The sequence below is a fragment of the Paenibacillus glycanilyticus genome (assembly GCF_030161375.1).
Classification (GTDB): Bacteria; Bacillota; Bacilli; order Paenibacillales; family Paenibacillaceae; genus Pristimantibacillus; species Pristimantibacillus glycanilyticus_B.
This window is the reverse complement of the sequence record NZ_BSSQ01000008.1, coordinates 14,012-33,000: the sequence shown is the minus strand read 5'-3', so window position 1 is coordinate 33,000 and position 18,989 is coordinate 14,012. Positions and strand designations below refer to the sequence as shown.

Below are 18,989 nucleotides of genomic sequence, written 5' to 3'. Positions count from 1 at the left end.
GTGGAATTGAAAGAAGTAGCGATCACTTTGACTTCGAAAAGGTGGAAAAATTCGAATGGACAAGCATGGTCATATCATGAATCATTCCTTTATGGAATCGATATGGAATCATATCCCCGACGGGATTGCAGTCATAGATTTGGACGATAATGTGTTGGACGTAAATCCGGGCTTCGAAGCGCTTCATGGATGGACGAGGGACGAGCTTGTCGGCAATCCATGTTGTTTTACGCCGGTACATCTGCTGTATGAGCGAAAACTGATGATCGAAAGAGCACTGAACGGAGAATCTTTGCAAGGACACGAAACGTTTAAGCTTCGCAAGGACGGGACTCTTGTTTATGTCAGCATTACACTGGCTGCTCTGAAGGATGAGAATGGATTTATTATCGGACTCGTTAGCATCGAGCGGGATATTTCGGACCGGATCAAGATGGAAGCTTCTTTATTTGAAGCGGAAAGCTTGTACAGCCATTTGGCGGATAGTGCCCTAGCCGGTGTATTTGTGGGACAGCAAGGGCGCATTTTATATGCCAATCCCTATTTGTCTGAGCTATACGGGTATTCGAACGATGAGCTGCTGCAAGTTGAACTAGGTCAATTGATGATGCCAAGCGAGCTGGTGGCCGTTACGCGTGAAGCAGAGAAGACGTTAATCGAACAGAAGCAGAACTATTATCATTTCAATGTTACGGGAGTGAAGAAGGACGGTTCTCCCGTTCACCTCGAAGGCAATTCCTGCCTCATCTCCTTCCACGGCAAACCAGCGCTGCTTGGCACCGTTCAAGACATTACGATCAAGAAGGAGAAAGAACGGTCCTTGCGCGACAGCGCCAATATGTATCAGCGGATTATCAAATTCCTTCCCGAGCCGATCGTTCTGATCGATAACGGCGAAATCGTTTATGCCAACAAATTAGCGGTTAAGCTGATCGGCGCCGCGGATGACACCGAGATGGTCGGAAGACCTATTTTTGATTACGTGGATCCTGCTTACAGCCGTGATCTTACCGATGTGTTAAATACCGTTATACATACCGATGACCCAACGAATTTTATCGAAAATAAGCTGTTATGCAAGGATGGGCAGACCATTGACGTTGAAATGTCGAGCATTCGGATTCATAATTACCGGGGCAAAATGGTTATTCTGACCGTTATTCGCGATTTGACGGACCGCAAACGGTCGGAAGAGATGCTTGTCCGGTCGGAGAAGCTGTCGGTGATTGGCCAGCTGGCGGCAGGGGTAGCCCATGAAATCCGCAATCCGTTAACCGCGCTTAAAGGGTTCACCCAATTGCTGAAGTCCAAGGCGGAGGGGAATTCGTTCTATTACGATATTATGACGAACGAGCTCGACCGGATTAATTTTATCGTGAACGAGTTTATGACGCTCGCGAAGCCGCATTTCTCTAAATTCAGCACGCGCAGACTGGATCATATCTTGCATGCGGTTATCTCCATTCTGGAGACGCAAGCCATCTTGATGAATGTATCGATCCGCACGGAATTCGAGAATTGCATACCTTCCATCTATTGCGACGAGAATCAGCTGAAGCAGGTGTTTATCAATATTATTAAAAACGCGATCGAAGCGATGCCATTAGGGGGACAAATTACGATATCGGCGGCTATGGAACCGGATGAGAAGCGGGTGCGGCTTACGGTTCGCGATGAAGGAATGGGTATTCCCGATGAGATTATCCGTCAGATCGGACAGCCGTTTATTACGACCAAAGAGAAGGGTACGGGGCTTGGTTTAATGATAAGCTCCCGCATTATCGAAGCCCATCAAGGGCTGATGAATATTTCGAGCGTTCCTGACGAAGGGACGACCATCGAGATTATTCTACCGCTTAATATGGAGGAACAATGAATGAAATAAGAAGGCTGGGCGTCGTTGAACGCTCAGCCTCTTTTTTATTTAATGGTAGAAACGGAGCGGCGGATAAGCAGCTCGGCGGGCAGGACGATTTTTTTCCATGGGCCGGCTTCGTCTTTGTTCTGTATGCGATCAATGAGCATCTGCATGCCCAAATATCCGAATTGATAGGCTTGCTGAGCGGCAACCGTCATAAACGGATCAACCTCGGAGTAAGGACCGAAATCGTCAAAACAGACGATGGATATATCATCCGGAATCCGAAGGCTCCGCTTCCGCAGCAGGCGGATTACCTCAATAGCCAGCACGTTATTGCCTGCTACAACAGCAGTCGGGAGGGGGTTAAGCGAATCCAGCCAAGCCTCCATCTCCGATAGATCGGTCCGCGGGCCGTAACTGGTCTCGAAGACAATGGTCTTGTCGTATGCAAGACCGTTAAGAATGAGCGCTTCTCTATACCCTTCAAGGCGGAGCCTCGCGCTAGAGATCGTATCGGATCCATTCACCATGGCAATTCGGCGATGGCCTTGCTGGGCAAGGTGGTTAACGAGCTGGCGGGCGCCTTCTTTGCTGTCGCCAAGCACGATATCGCAATCTACGCCCGGCACCTCGCGGTCGAGCAGCACAAACGGAATGTTATGCCGTTTGAGAGATTCAAGATGGGGCAACGACGGGTCTCCCGCCGGAGCGATCATAACGCCGTCTACGCGGGTCGTTAGAATCGTGTTTATATAATCGGCTTCTTTCTCGAGGCTTTCATCGCTGTTGCCGAACAACAAGCGGTAGCCGTTTTTGGTAGCGGCATCTTCGGCTCCCCGCGACAGCGTGGTATAGAAAGGGTTCGTAATGTCGGTAATGAGCAAGAACAAACTCCGGGTCTGTTGCAGCACCAGGCTGCGGGCCATTTGGTTCGGGACGTAGTTAAGCTCCTCCATAACCTTCTTGACCTTGGCTCTTGTTTTCTCGCTAATTCTGCCTGTGTTATTGATAACTCTAGAAACGGTCATTGCAGAGACGTTAGCTTTCTCCGCAATATCATAGATTGTAACCATACTAACCTGCTCCTTGTCGACAATTCATGCTTTTATCTTACAAGAGAAAACGATTGACAGCAACAGGATGCCTTGCTAAATTAGAGTTATCGGTAACATTTTACTTTTTAGGAGGGTATTTATGACGGATATCGCTTATCGCTTTCAGAATGGTTTTCCGAAGATTGGCATTCGCCCTACGATAGACGGTCGCCGCAAAGGCGTTCGCGAATCGCTTGAAGTGCAGACGATGAATATGGCTAGATCGGTTGCGAATTTAATTGCGGAACATTTGCGTTATCCGAATGGCGAACCGGTACAATGCGTCATTGCGGATACAACAATTGGCGGGGTTGCGGAAGCGGCGGCTTGCGCCGACAAATTTGCCCGCGAGAATGTAGGGGTATCGATAACGGTAACGCCTTGCTGGTGTTACGGAACGGAAACAATGGACATGAACGCTTCCATCCCGAATGCGGTGTGGGGCTTTAACGGTACGGAACGTCCCGGCGCGGTTTATCTGGCAGCGGTGCTGGCAGGTTATGCGCAAAAAGGCATTCCGGCTTTTGGCATATACGGCGAAGAAGTGCAGGAAGCATCGGACACGTCCATTCCGGATGATGTGCGCGGCAAGCTGCTGTCATTTGCTAGAGCGGGACTTGCTGTCGCTTATATGCGCGGCAAATCATATCTCTCGATGGGTTCGGTTTCGATGGGTATCGCGGGCTCAATTGTAAGCGATTCCTTTTTCCAGGAATACCTTGGCATGCGGACGGAATACATCGATATGTCCGAGTTTGTACGGCGTTTCGAAGAAGAGATTTACGATACGGCCGAGTTTGAGAGAGCGCTCGCTTGGGTGAAAGAGAACTGCGCGGAAGGACCGGACAACAACCCGGAAGCGATTCAGACCTCCCGCGAGAAGAAGGACCAGGACTGGGAGACCGTTGTCAAGATGACGATGATCGCCCGCGATCTGATGATTGGCAACCCGCGTCTTGCCGAGCTTGGCTTCGGTGAAGAAGCGATGGGCCATAACGCGATTGTGTCCGGGTTCCAAGGACAACGCCAATGGACGGACCACTTCCCGAACGGCGACTTTATGGAAGCGATTCTGAATTCCTCCTTTGACTGGAACGGTATTCGTCCTCCATTTATTGTGGCAACGGAAAATGACAGCTTGAACGGCGTTGTTATGTTGTTTGGTTATCTGCTTACCAATACGCCGCAAATTTTCGCGGACGTGCGTACGTACTGGAGTCCGGCTTCCGTAGAGCGGGTAACGGGTTACAAGCTGGAAGGCGCTGCGGCTAACGGTATTTTGCATCTGCTGAACTCGGGTTCTGCAACGCTTGACGGTACCGGCGAACAACAGCTGGACGGCCAGCCTGCAATGAAGCCGTATTGGGATATTACGGAGGACGAAGCGGCAGCATGCTTGTCCGCGACTTCGTGGAGACCTGCAGGCGTCGAATATTTCCGCGGCGGCGGTTTCTCTTCCGACTTCCTGTCGCGCGGAGGCATGCCGATGACAATGTCCCGCATTAATTTCGTAAAAGGCGTTGGACCGGTACTGCAAATTGCGGAAGGTTATTCCGTTGAGCTTCCTAGCGATGTCCATGACAAGCTCGACAAACGGACCGATCCAACTTGGCCGACGACTTGGTTCGCTCCAAACCTGACAGGCAAAGGCGCATTTACTTCCGTCTATGACGTGATGGATAACTGGGGAGCCAACCACGGTTCGATTAGCTTTGGCCATATTGGGGCGGAGCTCATTACGCTTGCTTCGATGCTGCGCATTCCGGTTAACATGCACAATGTTCCGGAAGAGGAGATTTTCCGTCCGCGGGCATGGGGACTGTTCGGGACAAACGATAAAGAGGCGGCGGATTACCGTGCGTGCTCGAACTTCGGACCGTTGTACAAGTAAATTTTTGTAGGAGCTGAGCGAATTGGATATTCGGCAGGAGTTGTGCAAGTACGCAAGAAAGACGGTCGCGAATAAGCTGGTCGTTGGACCGGGCGGCAATATTAGCGCGCAGCATGAAGGGAAAATGTACTTGTCGCCAAGCGGTTTTGCCCTTGACGAGATCGAGCCGGAGCAATGGGTTGCCGTTGATATCGAAACCGGTGCGGTAGAGGATAACGGGCTTCGCCCTTCTTCGGAAGTGCTTATGCACTTATACGCGTACCGGGCTAACCCGGCGATTGGCGCAATCGTGCATACGCATCCGCCGTATTGCATCGCTTTTACGCTGGTGGAAGAAGAACTTCCGATTATGTTCCCGGACCAAGCGGCGCTTGTGGGCAAAACCGTCTACATTCCTTATGTGCTGCCAACGACGGAGAAACTGGCTGATGCGCTTGCTCCCAAAGTGAAAGAAGCGAGCAGCATTCTGCTAGGCAATCACGGACTGGTCACAACGGGACGCAACCTGCGCGAAGCGTATTACCGCACGGAGGTTGTGGAAGAAAGCGCAAAGATCTTCCTCATTGCTAGCCAAGTCAAGGAACCGAAAGTGCTGACGAAGGAAGAATTCGAGGAGATTGCATCGCTTGAGAGCGAGGCTTACCGGATCAAGCTGCTCCAGAAGCAGCAATAGCGAAGGGACAGCAGCTGCCGCTGCGAGGAGGAATGGATATGGAGCATACAACCACCGTATTGGCGTTTGACCTTGGAGCTAGCAGCGGCAGGGCGCTGATTGGCAGACTTACGGGCTCCGCTATGGCGGAACGGAAGCTGGAAGTCGAGGAAATCCACCGTTTTCAGAATGTACCGGTTCAGGTGGGGCGTCATTTGCACTGGGACATTCTGAGGCTGCTGCAGGAAATGAAACAGGCGCTGCGCAAGGCGTTTCAGCTCGGTTATGAGCCGGTTACGTTTGGGGTAGATACGTGGGGTGTTGACTTCGGTCTGCTCGATGCGAACGGCGAACTGCTCGGCAACCCTTACCATTACCGGGATCCTCAGACGGAAGGGCTGATTGCCGAGGTGGAATCGAGATTCGGCCGGGAGGAGCTGTTCCGCCAAGGCGGTCTGCAGTTTATGCCGTTTAACACGGTCTACCAGTTGTATGCGATGGCACAGGCCGCATCCCCAAAGCTCGATGCGGCGAGAACTTTGCTGCTGACGCCGGATCTGCTTGTCTATTTGCTCACGGGTAAGCGGGTTTGCGAGTTTTCAATGGCGACAACGACGCAGCTGCTGCAACCTGAAACCCGTCAATGGAATGCGGCATTAATGGAGCAATTGGGCATTCCGGCAGGCATGTTTCTGGAGCCCGTTTATCCGGGGACCCGGATAGGAACGTTGTCCGAAGAGGTGTGCGAGGAGCTTGGAATACCGGCTGTTGAGGCGGTCGCCGTGGCCACTCATGATACGGAATCTGCTGTTGCCGCCATTCCTGCTGCCACCGGTCCGTTTATTTATTTGGTTTGCGGTACTTGGTCGCTTGTAGGAACAGAACGGGATGAGCCGTTATTGTCGGATGAGGCAATGGCGCTTGAGTTCTCGAACGAAGGCGGTGCCGACGGTAAATATCAACTGCTCAAAAATATTATGGGTCTGTGGATTCTCCAGGAGTGCAAGCGGGAATGGGATGAAGCGGGCATGGTATTTTCTTTTGCCGAGTTAGCTGCCATGGCGGAGCGGGAGGAGGCTTTCCGCTTCCTTATTAATCCGGATGATCTGCGTTTCTTCGGGCCTTCCAATATGACGGAAAAGGTTAAGAGTTATTGCCGCGAGACGGGGCAACCCGTTCCGTCAACTGAAGCGGAAGTTGCCAGATGCATTATGGATAGTCTTGCGCTTCGGTACCGCAGCGCGCTAGAGCAGATCGAGAAGCTGACAGGCGAGCATTACAGCGGGATGCACATGGTTGGCGGCGGCATTCAGAATAAGCTGTTATGCCGCCTGACCGCGAATGCGATCGGCCGTCCGGTTTGGGCTGGCCCGGTCGAAGCTAGCGCGATTGGCAATATGCTGGTGCAGCTTATGGCGCTAGGGGAATGCGCGAACCTCGAGGAAGCGCGGCAATTGTCCGCGGCTTCTTTCCCGGTTGAGGCGTATGAGCCATCGGATCCGGAAATATGGAATGAGACCTACGAGCGATTCAAGCAACTGTTGTAGCCGTTTATAGGGGAGGACTTCAAACAAATGTTGAGCGGTATTCCGAAGATCATTTCACCCGAGCTATTGAAAATATTAATGGAGATGGGGCATAGCGATGAAATCGTGCTTGCCGACGGCAATTTCCCGGCTGCAAGCCATGCTCAGCGTCTCCTGCGCTGTGACGGTCATGGCGTGCCGGAACTGCTGGATGCCATCTTGCGGTTATTCCCGCTGGATCAATACGTGGCAAAGCCTGCCGCGCTGATGCAGGTCATGCCCGGCGATTCGGCGGAAACGCCAATCTGGGAAACGTATGGAGCGTTGATTGCGAAGCACAGCGGATTGGAAGAGCCATTCGAGCAAGTGGAACGATTCGCGTTCTACGAACGCGCGAAAAAAGCCTACGCCATCGTTGCTACCGGCGAAAGCGCCATCTACGCCAACCTGATTTTGAAAAAGGGCGTCATCAAGGATGCATAGCCCGTTGCCAAAAGCTGCCTCTCGGGGCAGCTTTTTTGCTGCGAGGAAAAAGGAAAACCAAGTTACGAGGGACTGGTGCGTGACGGTGGTGGGCGTGGTGGTCGGAAAGCAGTAAAAAAGGAATGCCTAATGTAACCGGCATTCCTTCTTTATGAAATTAAACCGTCTTAAACGAATACGATTTGCGCGAAGCTTCGCGGCTCTTTGAGTCATAGGCGATGATCTCGATTTTGTGAGTGCCGGCTTTCAGCTTGTCCGGCTGGATCGAGAAGGTATACGGATATTGCCCGCGGCTGAGCACAAGGTTGCCATCCAGCTTGATGACCACTTTGCTAATGTACGGATCATACGTTTTCACCCATACGATGCCGGTGGCCGATTTGCCGATCGTTCCTTGGTTCGCGAACTTGCTCACCGTTCCCGTATAGCTGCTTGTTCCTGTTGCGACCTTGGACAGGTAGTACGGATCTTGAATCATCTTGCTGTAGGCGCTGAGCAGAGCCGGGCTTTCGGTCAAGCTGAAGTTGTTCAAACTCCGTTCAGAGTTGTAGGAATCCGTTAATGTATTCAAGCTGAACCAGTTGATCGACTTCACTCTTGGATACTTCAGTTTTGCCCCATGGTAGAGCATATTCATCTTCGTAATGGCGAAGTTCACCGTTGAGGTGTTGCCCGCCTTGCTATAATGCGTGGCGCCAAATTCGCTAATCATAATTGGTTTGCGGGATGCGTACAGCTTGTACGTGTAATCGACCGAATCCAGAGGGTTCACTTGATCAGCAGGCTCATTAACGTTGCCGTTGAAAAATTTTACGCTGTAGACGCTTAGTCCTACCCAGTCCACCCAATCGTCGCCCGGGTAATAGGCGGCGATTTTTTGCTTCGGATTCGCGGCTGGCGACCATACCATTGCAACGTTAGGAGCTTCTTCCTTCATCACTTTGGATACGAGACGGAATTTCTCGATGTATAACGACGGATTGCCGTTCCACTTCACCCAGCTGCCGTTCATCTCGGAGGCGAATCGCAGGAATACCGGAACCCCGGCGGCTTTTGCGTCCCGAGCGAACTTGCGCAAGTAAGCGTCATCCTTCACCGCGCTTAATCCGTTATCCGGCTGCAGAGCAAGCTGGATGGCACCGCCGGCATTTTTGACGGTCTCTGCCCAATGATAAGGAAAGGCGCTGCCGTATTTATGGTAATTGAAATAGATGGCATGCTGCTTGCCTGCGAGCTTGTTGAAGGCGCTGAATTTGCCGTCTTTCTGATTCTCGACGCCGCTGTCTTTCTCGACGTAAGCACCAATGTACATGCCTGACGCGGGTTCAAACTTCGCCAGATTGGAAGCTCCTGAAGAAGCACCGGCGCTTGTTTTTTCCAGATACAGCTCGATTTGCGTATTAAGCGCATCTGCTTTGGCCAGTACGGCGTAGTAGGTGTTTAAATCGCCGGATTTCTCGCCGATGGCTTTATCGATTTTGGCTTCGCGGTAATATGTGTCCGCCGCTTTCTGGAACTGGTTGTCCATCGTGTAACATTCAGCCAGCTTTCGCAAATAACCGGCTTGCTCCGATTGCGCTACGGCGAGCTCGAACTCCCGGATAGCCAGCTTGATTTTGCCTTGATTCATGTAAGCTACGCCATTGGTGTAATGTTTCCAGTGGTGAACGGAATCCGCGGCATCTGCCGCCCGTGCCAGCGGCTGCAACGTTAATGCCAGAACAAAAGCCATGACGAGAACAAGACGCAATCCGCGCCAGCCTTGCTTCCTTGCGATGATCATTTGTAATGCCTCCCTTGTTTGTCTTCTACAAATATCGGCGGAGTCTACTTGCCTGTGAATACGAATCTACAATTGCGTACTTTAGTCCTATTACACCTTTATACACGTAGGCGAAGGGGCCTGAAACGCCGTGAGGCCATAGCGCAACCTTTTTCTGGAAAATAAAGTCTAATATCTAGATCCATTAAAAGGAGGCTTAACGGATGAAGCATACCGCCGTACCACTTGCCATAGTAGCCGCATTAGCCCTAATTTCGGGCTGCAGCCAAGATGCAACTCCAAGCAACAAGGCTTTGGGAACAGCAACATCAGCACCAACTGCGGCCGCTAATTCCACGCCATTATCCAATCAGCCTTCTGCCAGCGGAGAATTGCCAATCGAGTTGGTACAGCGAGACAATGGATTCTCCTTTCCCTTACATATTTCGGAAGAAGTGAATGGTTTTGTCGCGCAAACGTTTCTAGTTCCTGGAGATCAACATCGTGTAGCCCATCTGGTAAGGCGTATGTCCGAGAACAATAAATTTCAATTGGATGTCGTTGTAGTCGATACGGCGAAGCAGGGCTACAAGATTTACCCGGCAGCAGACATGACCGTAAAAGATCCTTATTCGGTAGACTCTTTGGCGCGAGCGTATGGGTTCACTAAACAGGGGCAGCTGGTTCTTGTTCAACCGAAGACGCGGGATGACGGACACACAGGGGTCCAGTACGATGCCGTTGCACTTGATCTTGTGACCGGTGAAATCACGACCATTGCCGCTAATATAGTGCCGGATGTATCGCCAAGCTTTTACGCAAAAGGTTGGATGAGCGAATCCGGCATGCTCTACTTGAACAGCTATTCCGACGGCCGGCTGTGGTCTGTGAATACCGAGAATGGCCAGGTCCGGAAGTTCGAAGGACAATTTGCCAACGAATGGCCGCTATTCATGCTGACGGCCTCTCCCGACGGCAATCTGTTCTGGCATGAAGAAAAGGATAATTTCAAGTTGTACGACCAGAAGGGGCAGCTGCTTAAGGTCATTCCGCAAACGCTTGGTTATCACGCATATCCTGCTTTTGATTGGAGTCCGGACAGCAGGCTTGCTGCGCTTGCGTTCACGCTAAGTGACAGCCATGACAATGTACTTGGGGGAGAAGAGGCTTATATAATCGCTCCGGAAGCGGTAGCTTTTTATGATGGCAAAGGGGATCTAATCTGGGATGCGCAAGCTAAACTTAAAGAAGGCTACACGAATATCGATTGGGTCGGATGGCTCGCGGAAGGGGATGAAGGCGTATTGTCCTGGTACCGTCTTGAGCGGTCCGGCACCGATGAAGTTCCACGCAAAGCGGATCCGATTTATGCTTTGGCGAACGTAACAACAGGCAAGATTAGCATGCTATCGCAAGCGGACCGGCTGGAGGATTTGGAGTCGCCGGTACCTGTTGTGAACCCATCGAAGCAGCTACTTCTCATTGACCGTCATAGCGGCAAGTATTGGTCGCCATCGCTTGAGGAAGAGAACAGCAACTCTTCGGTCCGTTACGCGTTAATCTCGAAGCCGAAAGATCAGCAGCTTATGTGGGCAGCCTACGACGATCATGCAGGGACAACTGCAATTACCCGGTATTCGCCCGCAAACCACGCTGCAACCTCGACGGCGTTTCAAGAGCGGCTGGGAGATGAATTGCAGGTCATCAACGATAATATCGTGGTCGACAACAAAATGAATTACAGATGGATTCATTGATGGAAAAGGCTAATAGCCTGCCCCTTATTTACAGGTGGCAGGCTATCTTTATGGTCATGCTATATAAGCACCGCATCAGCTTCCGCTTGTTACGCGTGCATGTTGCTGTTGTTTGCATATAATTTTCCGCAGGCTGTCCCCGGATAAATAATAAACCCGCTCAAGGTCAGCGATTGACTGCCCTTTGCAATATTCCGCATAGATCTGATCATTGCGATCATTGATCCGCGCTTTCGTGCCGCTTAGCTGTCCCCAGCCGGCACGCTCTTCGCTTTGCTTCGGAATGTAGAGCAATTCGCCATCAATATATTGCTGGATTTGCTTAAGCAGAGTGGGGGGAAGCACATCTTTTCCGTTTTTGTAACGCCCCATCGAGGCCCTCCTTTAATATGTGGTTCCATTGGCTTTCGCTGGCTTGTTTTGCGTTAAACATGGCTAACCCTCCTCCTTTCACAATGTTAAATTTGAGATTTCAAAATCAAATGGAGGGGAGCCGTAAAGCTCCCCTGTTATGGGACATCCGCTTACGCGAATGCCACCTCCTGGATCTGAATCATTTCGTTCAGCCTCCTTTCCGGTCAATTCGTCGGCCCGACATCTATATTAACGCATAGAAAGGCAGTATCCCGCAAGGTCAAAAACGGTTAAATTTGTCTTTTACCAAAATGATTCTTCATGAACGTACAATCGGCGGAGCAGCGCAGCAAATTCAGGCTAGTTGACATTTCAAAAATAATTCAATAATATTCACCTATCTGATAGGTGTAAAGGATGGTTGGACGATGATTCGCACAATTAAAAAGCAGCAAATGCATGAACTCGTATCCGAAGAAATTATTCGATATATTGCCGACAAAGAGCTGGTAGAAGGGGACAAACTTCCGTCCGTGGACGAGCTCGTGAGGATGTTTGGGGTAGGGAGATCCTCTTTGCGCGAAGCATTGCGTTATTTGGAAGCGATTGAAATCGTGAAAGTTATTAATGGCAAAGGCATTTATGTAAGCGATTCCGGTTCTTACCGGTATAGCGTAAAAGTGAAAATAGAGGACGAAAAATCGTTCCTGCTCGATATTCTGGATGTTCGAAGAGCGCTGGAGGGCAAAGCCGTCGAGCTGGCCGCGAAACGGATCTCGGACGGCAAGATCGAGGAGATGAAAGCTTGTCTTGCGGAGTACGACGAGCGGAAGCAAAAAGGGCTGGATACGTCGGTTATTGATTACGAATTCCATCAGCATATTTACGACGCGGCAGCCAATCCCTTGCTGCGCAGCGTGTACGATTCCATTGCGGAGCTGATTAAGAAATTTTTCTCGGGACCGTTTGGCGTGAAAGAGCTGTTCGATAATACGTATCCGTTCCACCGCACTTTATTTGACGGGATTGAGAGCCATGATTGGAAGTACGCGTTAGAAGAATTTAACAAGATGATGGACATTATCGAAGAGACCATAAAGGAATATTGACAGAAAATTTAGATATTGACAATTCGTAAATGCCTCACTTATATTAAACCTATCAGACAGGTATACAGCATGATACTCACTCATCTAAAGGGGGATTCCAATGCAACAACTGTTTTGGAAGAAGTCACTGTTATCCGTATCTATGATTGGTTTAACGCTTAGTTTGACCGTAACGGCCTGCAGCTCATCCGGTTCCAACAACGGAAACGGGGGAGGAGACAAAGTCGTCACGCTTCGCATGATTGAAAGCTTGACCAGTCCGAATCGCACGGCCATTATTCAAGAAGGCATCAAGGCATTTATGGATCAGAATCCTAACATCAAGGTGGAACTAATTTCGCCGCCTTTTGATCAGGCGGACAACAAAATCAGAACGATGCTGAACGCGAAGCAAGATCTGGACGTACTGGAAGTTCGCGACCTGAACGTGGCGGAATTCGTGAACAACGGCTACGTGGAACCACTGAATGAATATACAAAGAATTGGAATGACTTCAGCACCGTCACTTCCGTTGCCCAATCCGTCGCTACCGTAGGCGACAAGCTTTATTTTATTGCAAACGGCCTCTACCAGCGGCAGCTGTTCTACCGCGCGGATTGGTTGAAGGAAGCGGGCATCGCCGCACCTACTACATATCAGGAGTTGGTTGACGCTTCCGTGAAGCTAACCGATCCTGCCAAGAACCGCTTCGGCTTCTCGTTCCGGGGGGGCTCCGGCGCAAACGGGGTTCCGGATACGATGATCCAGGCGTACGACTCCGAGAAGATTAATGTCGATGACGCGATGTTCCTGAAGGACGGCGGCACCATCTATTCGTCGCCTGAAGCCAAAGAAGCGGTCGAACAATACGTGAAATTGTATAAAGAAGGTTCGCCGCCGGATTCCATCAACTGGGGCTTCCAGGAACAAGTGCAGGCGTTTACGTCCGGCGTGACGGCATTCCTGTTGCAGGATCCAGACGTGATCCAGACGTTGACCGATAGCATGGAAGAGGGAACATGGGCAACGGCTCCAATGCCGAAGGGCCCTAGTGGCAAAGCGCTCATCTCCGCAGGCGGAGCGGGTTGGGGCATTACTTCTTACTCGAAAAACAAAGAAGCCGCCTGGAAGCTGATCAGCTTCTTGTCTTCGCCGGAACAAAACACCAAGCTGTCGAAGAGCCACGGCACCGTGCCGATTCATTCCTCCGCGACAGAGGACGCCTTCTTCCAGACCGGACCTTACAAAACGCTGCTCGACATGACCAATCTGCCCGATACGTTTATTAACTACAAACCGCCTTTCCAATACCCTGCTAACGGACAATGGGGCACGGTCGCGATGGAATCCGGACAAAGCATGTTGCTCGGCAAGACGAGCGTAGAAGATACGCTGAAGAAATGGGACGAATATTGGGTGAAAGCAAAAGCGGACATGGAAAAATAACCTTAAATAAGCGGTGGGCGGCATAAGAACGCCCACCGCATTTTACTAGCGGGGAAGGTGAGAATCGCGTGAGTAAGCAAAGAAGGTACATCCTGCTCAGTTTGCTTCCTGCATTGGCATTGCTGCTGGTGTTTACGTTTTATCCCTTTTTGCAAGGGGTAGTGATGGCGTTTCAAAATTATGTGCTGTTTGATCTGACGAACGTGAAGTTCATCGGTTTGCAAAATTTTGAAACCGCGTTTCAAGACGCTAAGTTTCTATCGGCCCTGGAGAACAGCGGATATTGGGTATTCTTTTCGCTTATCCTGCAATTCTTGATCGGATTGTCGCTTGCGCTGACGCTGCGCAAAAACTTCAGAGGAAGAGGCGTCTACCAAGGTTTTGTTTTCTATTCCTGGGCTTTGTCCGGGTTTCTGATCGGCCTCATCTGGAAATGGATGTTCAACTCGCAAATTGGCGTTATTAATGACTTATTAATGCGGACGGGACTTATTGATACGCGGATTGGATTCCTTTCCGATCCGAAATGGGCGATGACTTCGGTCATCATCGCAAACGTTTGGTACGGCATCGCGTTTTTTGCCATTATGCTGCTCGCCGCGCTTCAATCGGTGCCGGCGGACTTGTATGAAGCGGCGGAAATGGACGGAGCGGGAGGTTTGCGCAAGTTTGTCAACGTGACGTTTCCGTATATTTTGCCGACCGTTATCGCAACAACCTTGCTCCGGGCGATCTGGATCTTTAATGATCCTTCAATCATTTACGGTCTTACGAACGGAGGACCGGCCGGAACGACCCATATTCTCTCTTCGCTGATGCTGGACAAAATTATTTACGGCGGAGATTACGGCATGGCAGCGGCAATAGGCGTTATCATGATCCTCATTCTTATGCTGTATACCGTCTTTTATCTATTTGCAACAAGGTCTGAAAAGGCGGGTGATTTCTAGATGAAGCAACGTTTGTTGACGGGTCTGAAGTCGCTTTATCTCGCCGCTTATTTTCTCATTATGGTGTTCCCGCTCTATTGGATCGTCATCACTTCGCTGAAGCCAAAGAAGGAGATTTTCTCCCTTCCGATTCGCTATTGGCCGGAGAAGCTAACGTTCGAAAACTACGCCAACATTTTTAAAATATCGAAGTTTCATATTTATATCGCTAATAGTTTGCTAATCTCCATCATCGCCGCTCTAATCGTTATTTGCATTGCGACGCTAAGTGGTTATGTCATGGCCCGGTTCCAGTTCCGGGGGCATAAGCAAATTATGATGGCTTTCTTCTTAACGCAAATGCTGCCCGGCTTTATTTCGCTGGCGCCGCTGTATCTGCTCATGTCCGACATGAACCTGATTAACAATCGGTTGTCCTTGGTCCTGACCTATACGGTAATGCTGATCCCATTCTCAACCATTATGCTGCGCGGTTTCTTCCAGCGAATCCCTAGCAGCCTGGAGGAGGCGGCAATGATTGACGGCTGTTCCAGGCTGACGGCGCTCATCCGCGTCATCATTCCGGTCATGCTGCCGGGGATCGCATCCACCTTTATATTTGCTTTCGTGCAGAATTGGAACGAGCTGTTTATGGCGGTTATGTTTATCGATGACGAGAGCCTGAAGACGCTGCCCGTGGCGATGAACTCCTTCGTCATGAAGTTCGACATAGACTGGGGTTCCATGTCGGCCGGCACCGTCTTGTCGGTTATTCCGACCGTCGTCCTGTTCGCATTCGCCCAGCGGTATATCGTGGAAGGGCTGACGCAAGGCGCCGAGAAAGGTTAACGCGAGCGGGCACAGGCGGAAGTGGCTTGATTGAAGGAATCAACGGAAGGAATGACACAAGTAAAGGGATGTATGGATATGGAGAGAACGCACATGAATGAAGAGCTGCACAATATCGTGTCGCATGACGAGGTAGATACGAAACATAGCGGCGCCGTTAACATCCCGATCTATCAGAATAGCCTGTTTGCGTTTGAGAACTATGAATCGTTTGAGCTTGCCATGAAGGATGTATTGGCAGCGACGGTATATTCCCGCGGCAACAACCCGACGGTTCAATACCTGGAGAGCAAAATCGCCGAGCTGGAAGCTGCCGAGCAGGCGCGTTGCTTCGCATCGGGCATGGCCGCCATCGCCGGTTCTTTGCACGCGTTATTGCGTTCGGGCGACCATGTCATCTGCGTCAATCAAGCCTATGGTCCAACAAGACAGTTCCTGGATGAATTGTCCGACCGGTACCGTGTTGAAGTCACCTATGTCGACGGTTGCCTGTTGTCTGACTTCGAGGAAGCATTGAGGCCGAATACGCGCCTCATCTATCTGGAGAGTCCCACATCGGGATTGTTCCAGCTGCAGGATCTGGAGGGAGTTGCGGCGCTTGCCAAGCGGGAGGGCATTCTCACCATGATTGACAGCAGTTGGGCGACACCGTGCTTCCAGCGTCCGCTAACCTGGGGAATTGATCTTGTGCTTCATTCGATGACCAAATATTTCTCCGGCCATAGCGATTGCTTGGGTGGCGTGGTGGCGGGGCGCGCGGATTTAATAGGTGAAATCGCTAACAAAGGGTATATGCTGTTTGGAGGCGTCATGACTCCTCATACGGCATCCCTTATGATACGGGGGCTGCGAACGCTGCCAGTGCGGATGGAGCGGCATCAGAAGAGCGGTTTGATCATTGCGGAGCATATGGAGAAACATCCGGTAGTGAACCAGGTGAATCATCCGGGCTTGCCTTCGCATCCGCAGCATGCTCTCGCACGCAAGCAACTGGACGGCTACGGCAGTTTATTCTCGTTCGAAACACAGTTGCCGGTAGAGTCGCTCAAGAAATGGGCCGACGCTTTGCGTTATTTCCGGATCGGTGTCAGCTGGGGCGGCTTTGAAAGCTTAGTGACGGTTGGACAGACGCCGGCAAAACGCAATTTGGCGGGGAACAATCCGTCGGTAGCCCGTTTATACATCGGTTTGGAAGATCCGAATACGTTAATAGAGGATATCGAGCAGGCTTGGCGGCAAGTGATCAAGGCTTAGCTGGCGCCATACGTAAATCCTTAACCGTAATTGCTGGACAATGGCCCGCCGCTTGGCGGGTTTTTATTTATTCCGGCCCATGTGTTATTTTTAGTAATAATCGCTATTAGCCTATTGAAGGAGAATCAAAGAGAATGAGAACATCATTGCCTATCGTTGTCCGCTCGACGGAAATTGATGTTAACGGCCATGTTAACAACGCCAAATACTTGGAGTATTTCGAATGGGGACGCGAAGAATGGTACGAACAATGCGGGCTCTCTTATGAAACGTTCGGAGACATGGACATTCAGACGGTGACGGTAAACATTAACGTGAATTATAAAAGGGAATGCAAGCAAGGCGACAAATTAATTGTCACCTGCGAGCCTGAGCAAATCGGTCGTTCTAGTTATGTTTTGAAACAGGAAATCAGGGACGAGAACGGCGAGGTTCGCGCGGACGCATTCGTAACAAGCGTAACGATGGACCGTTCAACCCGCAAAAGCCGCGAGGCTCCGGCCGATCTTAGGAAGTTTTTTTCGTCTTAAGAACAAACCGCCTCGTTTGTTAAACCTACAGCTTCCAATCCCGCCGTCAAAATCGTAATCATCTCCTCCACGTCATCAGCCGTTACGATCAGTGGCGGCATTAACCGGATGGTAGAGGCGTTAGGCGCGTTAATGAGCAGACCATTCCGCAAGCATTCGGCGGCCAGCACCGGAGCTGTACCTTCAGGTACGTTAAAGCCGAGAAGAAGGCCTTTGCCGCGAACATGACTAACGGCATAATCCTCGAACAAACCCGTAAGCTTCTCCTGAATCAAGGCGCCTTGATTAGCCGCATTGTCAGCAAGTCTCTTATTGATGATTTCGCTGACAACGGCATAACCGGCCGCCATGCCAAGCGGCGCAGCTCCATAAGTGCCGCCTTGGTCGCCTGGCGCAAACAGATCAAACTTCTCTGTTGCCAGCATGGCCGAGACCGGATAGCCGCCAGCAATTCCTTTCGCCAGCGTCATGACGTCAGGTTTAACCCCGTAATGTTCGTAAGCAAACAATTTGCCCGTTCTTCCGAGTCCGGTCTGCACCTCGTCAAAAATCAGCATAATGTTGTACACGTCGCAAGCCTTGCGCAAAGCCTGCAAGTAAGGAGCTTCGACCGCGTGTACGCCTCCCTCGCCTTGAACAAGCTCCAGCATGATCGCGCAAGTACGGTCGCTAATCGCCGCAAAGCAGGCATCCAGATCATTGATCGGAACATGCTTGAAGCCGGGGATTTTAGGTTCAAACAAAGGCTTGAACGCTTCTTTGCCCGTGGCGGACATCGTCGCAAGCGTTCTGCCGTGGAAGCTGTTCGTCATCGTTATGATCTCATAGGCGCCGTCCCGGTGGAGCGCGCCATGCTTGCGGGCGAGCTTAATCGCGCTTTCGTTCGCTTCGGCGCCGCTGTTAGCGAAGAATACTTTATCAAAGCCCGAAATTTCCGTTAGGAGGTTCGCGAATTCAATCATCGGTTTGTTATAAAACCCCGGGCTTGCATGCACCAGCTGGCTGCTTTGTTCAGCCAAAGCATCCCGCAGGGCTGCCGGGGAATGCCCGAGACTGGTCACTGCCCAGCCGCCAACATAGTCAAGATAACGATTGCCTTCCGTATCCCACAGGTACATGCCCTCCCCGCGATTCATTACGATATCGGGACGATTAGCCGTATATAGCAGCGATTGCTTGGCGGATGCGAGCAAGCTGTCGGTTGTTTTATTTAACGATTGCATGATGTTCAAACCTCCGTCTCTAACATGATGTGAATTAATATACAGTATAGTGAATATTAATACAATACTCTGAACGGTTGTTTTCAAAAAGAATATTTTTCCTAAAAGCAAGCATGAAAAAAGGGGCTGTCCCATAAGTCATGTGAATGACGATGAGACACCCCTTTGTTTTACTTTGGGCTAAACAGCAGTCTGCGCATTAAATGTTCTTCCGATCGCCATTGCTCAGGGATTTCTTGAATTAATATACCACCCAACCAATTTAAGTAAAGAGAGGCTTCTTTTGTAC

General features: G+C 50.7%; 16 protein-coding genes. 12 read left to right on the top strand and 4 right to left on the bottom strand.

Annotated elements, in window-relative coordinates; genetic code table 11:
• Positions 1-55: 55 nt before the first annotated feature.
• On the top strand, positions 56-1,876 hold the full coding sequence (locus QQK89_RS09620) for a PAS domain-containing sensor histidine kinase (RefSeq protein ID WP_284238327.1): 1,821 nt from the start codon (positions 56-58) through the stop codon (positions 1,874-1,876).
• Between the two features lie 44 nt (positions 1,877-1,920).
• On the opposite strand, the gene QQK89_RS09615 is transcribed toward QQK89_RS09620, so the two are convergent.
• Positions 1,921-2,934 carry a LacI family DNA-binding transcriptional regulator gene (locus QQK89_RS09615; RefSeq protein WP_284238326.1) on the bottom strand — a complete coding sequence of 338 codons (1,014 nt, stop codon included), beginning with the start codon at positions 2,932-2,934 and terminating at the stop codon, positions 1,921-1,923.
• A 121-nt stretch (positions 2,935-3,055) separates the two neighbouring features.
• Here QQK89_RS09615 and QQK89_RS09610 point away from each other — a divergent pair, with 121 nt between their 5' ends.
• The 4 genes from QQK89_RS09610 to QQK89_RS09595 are packed head-to-tail and all read left to right on the top strand — an operon-like array spanning position 3,056 to position 7,507.
• The gene (locus QQK89_RS09610) at positions 3,056-4,846 is read left to right on the top strand and encodes an L-fucose isomerase (protein WP_284238325.1); all 1,791 of its coding nucleotides are present in this window, start codon (positions 3,056-3,058) and stop codon (positions 4,844-4,846) included.
• Positions 4,847-4,859: 13 nt separating this feature from the next.
• The gene (locus QQK89_RS09605) at positions 4,860-5,519 is read left to right on the top strand and encodes a class II aldolase/adducin family protein (RefSeq protein WP_284238507.1); all 660 of its coding nucleotides are present in this window, start codon (positions 4,860-4,862) and stop codon (positions 5,517-5,519) included.
• 38 nt (positions 5,520-5,557) lie between these two features.
• The gene (rhaB, locus tag QQK89_RS09600) at positions 5,558-7,045 is read left to right on the top strand and encodes a rhamnulokinase (protein ID WP_284238324.1); all 1,488 of its coding nucleotides are present in this window, start codon (positions 5,558-5,560) and stop codon (positions 7,043-7,045) included.
• 27 nt (positions 7,046-7,072) lie between these two features.
• Positions 7,073-7,507, top strand: a complete 435-nt coding sequence (locus tag QQK89_RS09595) for an RbsD/FucU family protein (protein WP_284238323.1) — start codon at positions 7,073-7,075, stop codon at positions 7,505-7,507.
• A gap of 157 nt (positions 7,508-7,664) precedes the next feature.
• Here the strand turns inward: QQK89_RS09595 and QQK89_RS09590 are convergent, their stop codons facing one another.
• Complete coding sequence (locus QQK89_RS09590; protein WP_284238322.1) at positions 7,665-9,290, bottom strand: glycosyl hydrolase; 1,626 nt, start codon at positions 9,288-9,290, stop codon at positions 7,665-7,667.
• Between the two features lie 203 nt (positions 9,291-9,493).
• Between QQK89_RS09590 and QQK89_RS09585 the strand changes: the two genes are divergently transcribed.
• The gene (locus tag QQK89_RS09585; RefSeq protein ID WP_284238321.1) at positions 9,494-11,026 is read left to right on the top strand and encodes a hypothetical protein; all 1,533 of its coding nucleotides are present in this window, start codon (positions 9,494-9,496) and stop codon (positions 11,024-11,026) included.
• A 75-nt stretch (positions 11,027-11,101) separates the two neighbouring features.
• Here QQK89_RS09585 and QQK89_RS09580 read toward each other — a convergent pair whose 3' ends face one another.
• The gene (locus QQK89_RS09580; RefSeq protein WP_284238320.1) at positions 11,102-11,398 is read right to left on the bottom strand and encodes a CD3324 family protein; all 297 of its coding nucleotides are present in this window, start codon (positions 11,396-11,398) and stop codon (positions 11,102-11,104) included.
• A gap of 410 nt (positions 11,399-11,808) precedes the next feature.
• Between QQK89_RS09580 and QQK89_RS09575 the strand changes: the two genes are divergently transcribed.
• The 6 genes from QQK89_RS09575 (at position 11,809) to QQK89_RS09550 (ending at position 17,477) form a co-directional block, all read left to right on the top strand.
• The gene (locus tag QQK89_RS09575) at positions 11,809-12,489 is read left to right on the top strand and encodes a FadR/GntR family transcriptional regulator (protein WP_284238319.1); all 681 of its coding nucleotides are present in this window, start codon (positions 11,809-11,811) and stop codon (positions 12,487-12,489) included.
• Between the two features lie 100 nt (positions 12,490-12,589).
• Positions 12,590-13,915 (top strand): ABC transporter substrate-binding protein, encoded by a 1,326-nt coding sequence (locus QQK89_RS09570; RefSeq protein WP_284238318.1) that lies wholly within the window; start codon positions 12,590-12,592, stop codon positions 13,913-13,915.
• A 68-nt stretch (positions 13,916-13,983) separates the two neighbouring features.
• On the top strand, positions 13,984-14,865 hold the full coding sequence (locus tag QQK89_RS09565) for a carbohydrate ABC transporter permease (RefSeq protein WP_284238317.1): 882 nt from the start codon (positions 13,984-13,986) through the stop codon (positions 14,863-14,865).
• Positions 14,866-15,693 carry a carbohydrate ABC transporter permease gene (locus QQK89_RS09560; protein WP_284238316.1) on the top strand — a complete coding sequence of 276 codons (828 nt, stop codon included), beginning with the start codon at positions 14,866-14,868 and terminating at the stop codon, positions 15,691-15,693. It abuts the gene before it with no gap.
• Positions 15,694-15,771: 78 nt separating this feature from the next.
• Complete coding sequence (locus QQK89_RS09555; protein WP_284238315.1) at positions 15,772-16,947, top strand: trans-sulfuration enzyme family protein; 1,176 nt, start codon at positions 15,772-15,774, stop codon at positions 16,945-16,947.
• Positions 16,948-17,081: 134 nt separating this feature from the next.
• Positions 17,082-17,477: an acyl-CoA thioesterase gene (locus tag QQK89_RS09550; protein ID WP_284238314.1), complete on the top strand. Its 396-nt coding sequence runs from the start codon at positions 17,082-17,084 to the stop codon at positions 17,475-17,477.
• Here the strand turns inward: QQK89_RS09550 and QQK89_RS09545 are convergent.
• Complete coding sequence (locus QQK89_RS09545) at positions 17,474-18,700, bottom strand: aspartate aminotransferase family protein (protein WP_284238313.1); 1,227 nt, start codon at positions 18,698-18,700, stop codon at positions 17,474-17,476. The two genes, QQK89_RS09550 and QQK89_RS09545, sit on opposite strands and share 4 nt — an antisense overlap.
• Between the last annotated feature and the right edge of the window lie 289 nt (positions 18,701-18,989).